The sequence below is a fragment of the Staphylococcus taiwanensis genome (assembly GCA_020544305.1).
Classification (GTDB): Bacteria; Bacillota; Bacilli; order Staphylococcales; family Staphylococcaceae; genus Staphylococcus; species Staphylococcus taiwanensis.
Map to the genome: position 1 here is coordinate 2,511,156 of CP058667.1, position 6,528 is coordinate 2,517,683.

Annotated in this window: 6 protein-coding genes; all 6 read right to left on the minus strand. The window is 33.8% G+C overall.

All coding sequences use genetic code 11. The features are described 5' to 3' along the window. Window positions 1-129: 129 nt before the first annotated feature. On the minus strand, window positions 130-969 hold the full coding sequence (gene noc, locus HYI43_12075; GenBank protein ID UDI79230.1) for a nucleoid occlusion protein: 840 nt from the start codon (window positions 967-969) through the stop codon (window positions 130-132). A gap of 45 nt (window positions 970-1,014) precedes the next feature. After that, window positions 1,015-1,737: a 16S rRNA (guanine(527)-N(7))-methyltransferase RsmG gene (gene rsmG, locus HYI43_12080; GenBank protein UDI79231.1), complete on the minus strand. Its 723-nt coding sequence runs from the start codon at window positions 1,735-1,737 to the stop codon at window positions 1,015-1,017. Beyond that, window positions 1,737-3,614, minus strand: a complete 1,878-nt coding sequence (gene mnmG / locus HYI43_12085) for a tRNA uridine-5-carboxymethylaminomethyl(34) synthesis enzyme MnmG (GenBank protein ID UDI79232.1) — start codon at window positions 3,612-3,614, stop codon at window positions 1,737-1,739. Before mnmG ends, rsmG begins: the two co-directional genes overlap by 1 nt. Before the next feature lie 85 nt (window positions 3,615-3,699). Continuing rightward, entirely contained in the window at window positions 3,700-5,079 is a 1,380-nt protein-coding gene (gene mnmE, locus HYI43_12090) for a tRNA uridine-5-carboxymethylaminomethyl(34) synthesis GTPase MnmE (protein ID UDI79233.1), read from the minus strand. A gap of 148 nt (window positions 5,080-5,227) precedes the next feature. Next, window positions 5,228-5,578 (minus strand): ribonuclease P protein component, encoded by a 351-nt coding sequence (gene rnpA / locus HYI43_12095; GenBank protein UDI79234.1) that lies wholly within the window; start codon window positions 5,576-5,578, stop codon window positions 5,228-5,230. 121 nt (window positions 5,579-5,699) lie between these two features. Next, window positions 5,700-5,837: a 50S ribosomal protein L34 gene (gene rpmH, locus HYI43_12100; GenBank protein ID UDI79235.1), complete on the minus strand. Its 138-nt coding sequence runs from the start codon at window positions 5,835-5,837 to the stop codon at window positions 5,700-5,702. Between the last annotated feature and the right edge of the window lie 691 nt (window positions 5,838-6,528).

The following is a 6,528-nucleotide window of genomic DNA, read 5'->3' on the forward strand; positions in this document are numbered from 1 at the left end:
GTTTAATAATATTGTAAAACTATTTCTCCCTAATGTAAACGGCGCGCTAAATAGAATTAATTTTCAAATTATTGTTTATCATCACTAAAAAAATCTCCCTTTAGTCACTTTCTAAAAGGAGATTTAATACTATTTCTTATAAATTTTTATCTTAATTTCATAATAATCTTCATGATCTTTATCACGATGCTCTACATGAATACCAGATTGTTCAATCGCTTGAATGCTTTTCCCAACCTCATCACGTGCTTGTGTTAAATCTTTGGAGAATTGGAAAGATTGCGCTTTTACTTTCTCAGGTCCCATTTTTTGTTTAACACGTGCTTCTGTTTGTTTAACATTTAATTTTTGACTGATGACTTGTTCAATTAACTTTTCTTGGTCATCATTTTCAAGGGATAAGACCGCTCGTGCATGACGCTCAGTAATCTTGCCTTCTCTTAAACGACTAATCACTTTAGGTGCTAATTTAAGTAAGCGCAACTTGTTCGCAATAAAGCTCTGACTCTTACCTAAACTTTTAGCCAATTCACTTTGTGTTGTGCCACCAATTTCGAGAAGCTTTTTATAAGCTTCCGCTTCTTCAACTGCAGATAAATTTTCACGTTGAATATTCTCAATTAAGGCTACGACAGCTGTTTCTTCATCATTCATATGGCGAATAATGACGTCAGCTTGCGATTTATGCAATGACTGCAACGCTCTGAAACGTCGTTCACCGGCAATAATTTCGTACATATTCTCTTCAATCGGTCTTACAACGATGGGTTGTAACAAGCCATGCTCATCAATAGATTCAGCAAGTTCAGTAATCTTACTTGAGTCAAACACCTGTCTTGGTTGATAACGGTTAGGTACAATACGCTCTATTTGAATGGATTCGACGCTAGAATTGCGATCTTCTTCAATGTATCCAACGATGTCATCTTTATTTTTCAATCCAAATAATTTTGAAAAAGGTTTTTTCATTATCCATTCACTCCTCTTAGCATTAATTTTAACATGTAAGTGCTATTAATTTTCTAATAAAGGAGATTTGTTCGGTGTACCTGGTTTTCTAGGATATTTTTTAGATGTTTGACGACGTTTATCTATGATAATCATTTGTCTTTCTCCAGCATCTTCAGGTAAATCGAATATATAAGAATCACTAAAGACGCCACCTAATATACTAATCCCAAATTGCGCTTCTTCTAATTCTTCTTCTCCTTTAGAAGACTTCAATGCGATGAATTGACCACCTTTTTTAACTAAAGGAAGGCACAATTCACTTAACACTGTAAGTCTAGCTACTGCACGTGCTGTAACTACGTCATATGTCTCTCTGTTTACACCTTTACCGAAAGTTTCTGCACGATCGTGTACAAAGCTTACTTGAGTTAAACCTAATTCAGCAGCTAAGTGATTTAAAAATTGAATACGTTTATTTAAAGAATCTACAATCGTTACTTTTAATTCAGGATATATAATTTTCAACGGAATACTTGGGAAACCAGCACCTGCACCAACATCACAGATGGCTAATGGCTGGTTGAAATCATAATAGAAGCTTGGTGTGATTGAATCATAGAAATGTTTCAAATAAACCTCATGTTCATCTGTAATACTTGTAAGATTCATTTTTTCATTCCACTCGACAAGTAATTGATAATACATTTGAAATTGTTCTTTTTGTTTATCTGATAATTCAATTCCATGTTCACTTAATTCTTTAGCTAGCCATTCTACGCCACTCATTAATTTTTCACCCTCTGCAATTTACCTTGTTCTAAATAAACAAGTAAGATTGAAATATCTGCTGGATTTACACCTGAAATACGTGACGCTTGTGCGATGTTCAATGGTTTCACTTCTGCTAATTTTTCACGTGCTTCAGTTGCTAAGCTATCGACTTTACTATAATCCAAGTCTTCAGGAATTTTTTTCTCTTCCATACGTTTAACTTTTTCAACTTGTTGTAATGATTTATTGATATAGCCTTCGTATTTCGTTTGAATTTCAACTTGTTCTTCAACCGCTTCAGGTAATTGATGACTTTCTTCTAGAATTTCTAAGATTGTATTGTATGTCATTTCAGGACGACGTAATAAATCAATTGCTAGAATGCCATCTTTAAGACGTGAACCACCGTTTGCTTCAATAACGGATTGTGTATGTTCATTTGGTTTAATACGAATATTTGTTAAACGTTGAATTTCATCTTGAATTTGTTGACGCTTTTCATTGAAACGTGCGTAACGTTCTTCTGAAATCATACCTAATTCATAACCTACATCTGTTAAACGTAAGTCAGCATTATCATGACGTAATAATAATCTGTATTCCGCACGAGATGTTAATAAACGATAAGGTTCATTTGTTCCTTTTGTGACTAAGTCATCAATTAACACACCAATGTATGCGTCTGAACGACTTAAGATTTTTTCTCCAGTACCAAGCACTTTACCAGCAGCATTGATACCAGCCATAATACCTTGTCCAGCCGCTTCTTCATATCCTGAAGTACCATTAATTTGGCCAGCCGTATATAAGTTTTTAATCATTTTAGTTTCTAATGTTGGCCATAATTGCGTTGGCACAATGGCATCATATTCAATAGCATAACCCGCACGCATCATATCTGCCTTTTCAAGACCAGGAATCGTTTCTAACATTTGACGTTGTACGTGTTCTGGCAAGCTGGTTGAAAGTCCTTGAACGTATACTTCATTCGTATTACGACCTTCAGGCTCTAGGAAAAGTTGATGTCTAGGTTTATCATTGAATCGCACAAATTTATCTTCGATTGATGGACAATAACGAGGCCCTGTACCTTTAATCATGCCAGAGTACATGGCAGATAAATGTAAATTGTCATCTATCACTTTATGTGTACGATCATTTGTATATGTTAACCAACAAGGTAATTGGTCTAAGATATATTCAGTTGTCTCAAAACTAAATGCACGACCTACGTCATCACCTGGTTGAATTTCTGTCTTAGAATAATCGATTGTTTTCGCATTTACACGTGGTGGTGTACCCGTTTTAAAGCGCACAACTTCAAAGCCTAATTCTCTTAAATTATCAGCTAAAGTGATTGATGGAAGTTGATGGTTTGGACCACTTGAATACTTCATGTTACCTAAGATAATTTCACCACGTAAGAATGTACCTGTTGTAATAACAACCGCTTGCGCACGATATTCTGTACCAATATTAGTACGAACACCTTTTACTTCATTATCTTCTATAATTAATTCATCCACCATACCTTGCATGATATCTAAATTGTCTTCATCTTCAATGACACGTTTCATTTCTTGTTGATATAACACTTTGTCAGCTTGCGCACGTAATGCACGTACAGCTGGACCTTTACCTGTATTTAACATACGCATTTGGATATGTGTTTTATCAATTGCTTTGGCCATTTGGCCACCTAATGCATCAATCTCACGTACGACAATTCCTTTCGCCGGTCCCCCTACTGATGGGTTACATGGCATAAATGCAATATTATCTAGATTAATCGTTAACATTAATGTTTTAGCGCCACGTCTTGCAGATGCTAAACCAGCTTCAATCCCCGCATGTCCAGCACCAATGACAATGACATCATATTCTTGAACCACTTAATATACCTCCTTTATATACTTCCTATTCTATTTGTTCACAATAAGACTACCGACTGTCTTATCTATTAAAAATTTGTTATCTCTATTTACCTAGGCAGAATTGGCTAAACAATTGATCAATAAGTTCATCACTTGCAGATTCACCAATAATTTCACCAAGTAATTCCCATGTACGTGTTAAGTCAATTTGCACCATATCCATAGGAATACCAGATTCTGCTGCATCGATTGCATCTTGAATAGCATTTCTAGCTTGTTTTAATAATGAAATATGTCTTGAATTAGAAACGTAAGTCATATCTTGGTTTTGTACATCGCCACCAAAGAATAAATCTCTAATTTGTAATTCAAGTTGGTCAATACCCTCTTGTTTCAACATTGAGGTCTGAATGAGAGGTGTGTCACCAATCATCTCTTTTACTTCATTAATATCTAAGTTTTGTTCTAAATCTGTTTTATTTACAATGACAATGGCATCTTCGTTTTTGATTACTTCATATAATGTACGATCTTCTTGCGTTAACGGCTCATTATTATTAAGAACAAATAAGATTAAATCCGCTTCGCTTAACGCTTTTCGTGAACGTTCGACGCCAATCTTTTCAACGATATCTTCCGTATCTCGAATACCTGCAGTATCTACAAGTCTTAACGGTACGCCACGCACGTTAACATACTCTTCTAAAACATCACGTGTTGTCCCAGCTACTTCGGTTACAATGGCTTTATTATCTTGAATAAGGTTGTTTAACATTGAAGATTTCCCAACATTTGGTTTACCGACAATAACTGTAGACAAGCCTTCACGCATTATTTTACCTTGTGTACCTGTTTCTAAAAGTAGGTTAATTTCTTCTTTGATTTTTTTAGATTGCTCTAATAAAAATTCAGTTGTCGCATCTTCAACGTCATCATATTCTGGATAATCAATATTAACTTCTACTTGAGCAAGAATCTCTAATATGGATTGGCGTTGGCGCTTAATCAAATCACTCAAACGTCCTTCTATTTGATTCATAGCAACTTTAGAAGCACGATCCGTTTTAGAACGAATGAAGTCCATTACTGCTTCTGCTTGAGATAAATCAATACGTCCATTTAAAAAGGCACGCTTTGTATATTCCCCTGGCTCTGCCATTCTTGCACCATATGTCATTGTCAGTTCTAATATACGATTAATTGTTAGAATACCACCGTGACAATTGATTTCAATAATATCTTCACGTGTAAATGTTTTAGGTGCTCTTAATACAGAAATCATAACCTCTTCAACCACTTCTTGTGATTCTGGATCTATGATATGACCATAATTGATTGTATGAGAATCAACTTCTGCTAATTTTTTCTTTCCTTTATATAATGTATCTCCAATTTCAACAGCTTGTGGACCAGATAAACGGACTATACCAATCGCACCTTCACCCATAGGCGTTGAAATACTTGTTATAGTATCAAAATCCATGATTATCCTCGCCTCCTTATTCAAGTAAAATTTCATTATAACATTGTAATTTGTTTCTATAGAAAATGCTAACAACTTGTTTAAATAGATAACGGTTAGCCTTCGGGTTGTCTAACATCACACTGAGGGGAGTCTTAATCCCCCTCCCCTACTTTATTCTTTTATTAAATGCTTTCGCGATTTTTAGTACGTGTTCTAAACTTCCTTGAATTTCAAGTGTTGTCATATCTTTAGCTGGTTGCCTTGCAATCACTATAATATCACGTGCAATAATATCTTGTTTATGAACTTTAAAATTCTCTCTAATGGCACGCTTTATTCTATTTCTTGTTACTGCATTACCTAACTTTTTAGAAACACTAATGCCTAAGCGAAAATGTTCATTGTTACTATTATACGTATAAACTACAAACTGTCTATTTGCTACTGACTTTCCTTTCTTATATATCATTTGAAAGTCGGTATTCTTCTTAATACGGTATGCCTTCTCCACGTTCACATCACTCGCTTATATTATTCTCTGCATTTAATTTATCTATTATATTTTAATGTACTTTTCTTTCGTAGTTTGAAATTAAGTCATTCAAACGAAAAAAAAGACCACTGAGAAGTCAGTGATCTTATGCTGATAAAACTTTACGGCCTTTACGACGACGACGTGCTAAAACTTTACGGCCATTTTTAGTGCTCATGCGTTTTCTGAAACCATGAACTTTACTATGTTTACGTTTATTTGGTTGATAAGTACGTTTTACCATGCAAAACACCTCCATCTACATATTTATCCAGCTCACTCGCTCTTGTAGTGATCCTGATTATTTTAATAGATAAATTATATTTCTGATATCAGAATTCTTGATTTAGTTAAATTTTATCTAGTCATAATTCAAGCAACTACTACAATATAACAAATTACCTTTTATAAAGCAAGCAGCATTTAAAAGTAAGGTCATTATTTTTTTATAAATCGACTCATATTTCTAAATTTAATATTTATACATTTTAGCATCTCTGTTTAATGCTTTAATTATTCATTTCTAATACATCTTTATAAATTATTTCCCAGAGCTGTTATAGTACATTTTCATAGTAATAAGGTTATATTTTAAAATTATCCACTTATTCACAAGCGTTATCTGAAAATTTGTGGATAATTAGAGTACTATTCACAATTTTATACCATATTTAACAACATATTCACAGCCATTTGACAGACATCTAAGTTAAAAAGTATAATTGTGTGGATAAGTCGTCTAACTCATTATTTTTACAGTATTTTATTATTGATTTTATATGCATAACTAGTGTGAATAAATCATAGCATATATAAAGTTATCCACTGACTGTTATTAACTTGTGGATAATTATTAACATGCTGTGATTATTTTTATCCACTGCTCTTAAAATCTGTGTATAAGTCTTAAATTTACAGAAAGATGGAGTTTATAT

Bases quoted from the DNA above. Each gene is read 5' to 3' on its own strand.
- rsmG (UDI79231.1), bottom strand. From the start codon at position 1,737: ATGAGTGGCGTAGAATGGCTAGCTAAAGAATTAAGTGAACATGGAATT.
- mnmE (UDI79233.1), bottom strand. From the start codon at position 5,079: ATGGATTTTGATACTATAACAAGTATTTCAACGCCTATGGGTGAAGGT.
- noc (UDI79230.1), bottom strand. From the start codon at position 969: ATGAAAAAACCTTTTTCAAAATTATTTGGATTGAAAAATAAAGATGAC.
- rpmH (UDI79235.1), bottom strand. From the start codon at position 5,837: ATGGTAAAACGTACTTATCAACCAAATAAACGTAAACATAGTAAAGTT.